General features: G+C 68.4%; 1 pseudogene. It reads right to left on the bottom strand.

Annotated elements, in window-relative coordinates:
• Positions 1 to 1,598, bottom strand: a pseudogene (locus tag KV100_RS19210) (hypothetical protein); the annotation flags it as partial.
• Positions 1,599 to 1,651: the final 53 nt, after the last annotated feature.

The raw sequence follows: 1,651 nt of genomic DNA, 5'->3' as shown, positions 1-1,651 counted from the left end.
ACGTCGGCACCGTTGGCCAACGTGAGCGACGCCCCCTCCAACGTCCCTCCGGCCCCTTCACAGCTCCAGTCCCCTGCGTCATAGCCACCCGGACCGGCCTCGGTGAGCTCGTAGGTTCCGGCGTTCACCGCCGCGCCGCTCACCGCGGGTGACCCGGACGCACCAGAGATCGGCGTCGGCCCGTCGGCGGTCAGCGTCCAGTCCGCAGGCACGTCGGTGGCGCCAGTTGCCCCGGTCTCCACCTGCTTGCGCAACGTCAATGTGCCCGGCTGGTCGTCGTTGGTGATCGTGCAGGTCACGTCTGCGCCGTTGGGGACGGCCACGGTGGCACCGGTCACCGTCGCGCCGGTGCAGGTCCAGTCCGAAGCGGCGTAACCGGCCGGCCCGTCAACCTCCGACAGGTCGTACTCACCCGCCTCCACCGTCGCACCGGTCACCGCGTCACTGCCGGTAGCACCACTGATCGGCGTCGGCCCGTCAGCAGACAGAGTCCACTCCGTCGCCTCCGCCGACCCACCGTCATCGTTGACGACCTCCTTCACCAACGTCAACGTGCCCGGCTGATCGTCATTGGTGATCGTGCACGTCACGTCCCCACCGTTCGGAACCGTGACGGTGATTCCCTCAAGCTCTCCACCCGTACAGGTCCAGTCACCGGGAACGTAACCACCCGGGCCTCCGGCCTCCGAGAGCTCGTAGCCTCCGGCGTCCACCGTCGCGCCAGTCACCGCCTCAGAGCCGGTCGCACCAGTGATGAGCGTCGGCCCCTCGGCAGACAGCGTCCAGTCACCCGGCTCGGCCGTGCCACCGTTGTCGTTGACCACGTCCTTGACCAGCGTCAACGTGCCCGGCTGATCGTCGTTGGTGATCGTGCAGGTCACGTCCCCACCGTTGGCGACCGAGACGGTCGCACCCTCGATCGTCGCGCCGGTGCAGACCCAGTCCGACGCGGCGTAACCGGTCGGGCCGGACTCGGACAGGTCGTAGTCACCGGCGTTCACCGTCACCCCGGTCACCGCGCCAGTGCCAGTCGCACCGCTGATCGGCGTCGGCCCGTCAGCAGACAGCGTCCAGTCGGTCGCCTCCGCCGACCCACCGTCATCGTTGACGACCGCCTTCACCAACGTCAACGTGCCCGGCTGGTCGTCGTTGACGATCGTGCAGGTCACGTCCCCACCGTTCGGGACCGTGACGGTGATGCCCTCAAGCTCTCCACCCGTACAGGTCCAATCACCGGGAACGTAACCACCCGGGCCTCCGGACTCCGAGAGCTCGTAGCCTCCGGCGTCCACCGTCGCGCCAGTCACCGCCTCAGAGCCGGTCGCACCAGAGATGAGCGTCGGCCCCTCGGCAGACAGCGTCCAGTCACCCGGCTCGGCCGTGCCACCGTTGTCGTTGACCACGTCCTTGACCAGCGTCAACGTGCCCGGCTGATCGTCGTTGGTGATCGTGCAGGTCACGTCCCCACCGTTGGCGACCGAGACGGTCGCACCCTCGATCGTCGCGCCGGTGCAGGTCCAGTCCGACGCGGTGTAACCGGCCGGCCCGTCAACCTCCGACAGGTCGTACTCACCCGCCTCCACCGTCGCACCAGTCACCGCGTCACTGCCGGTAACACCGCTGATCGGCGTCGGCCCATCAGCAGACAGAG

This window comes from Mumia sp. zg.B21 (assembly GCF_019550855.1).
GTDB lineage: Bacteria > Actinomycetota > Actinomycetes > Propionibacteriales > Nocardioidaceae > Mumia.
Note: the sequence above shows the minus strand (reverse complement) of the source record. Positions and strands in the feature narration are given on the sequence as shown.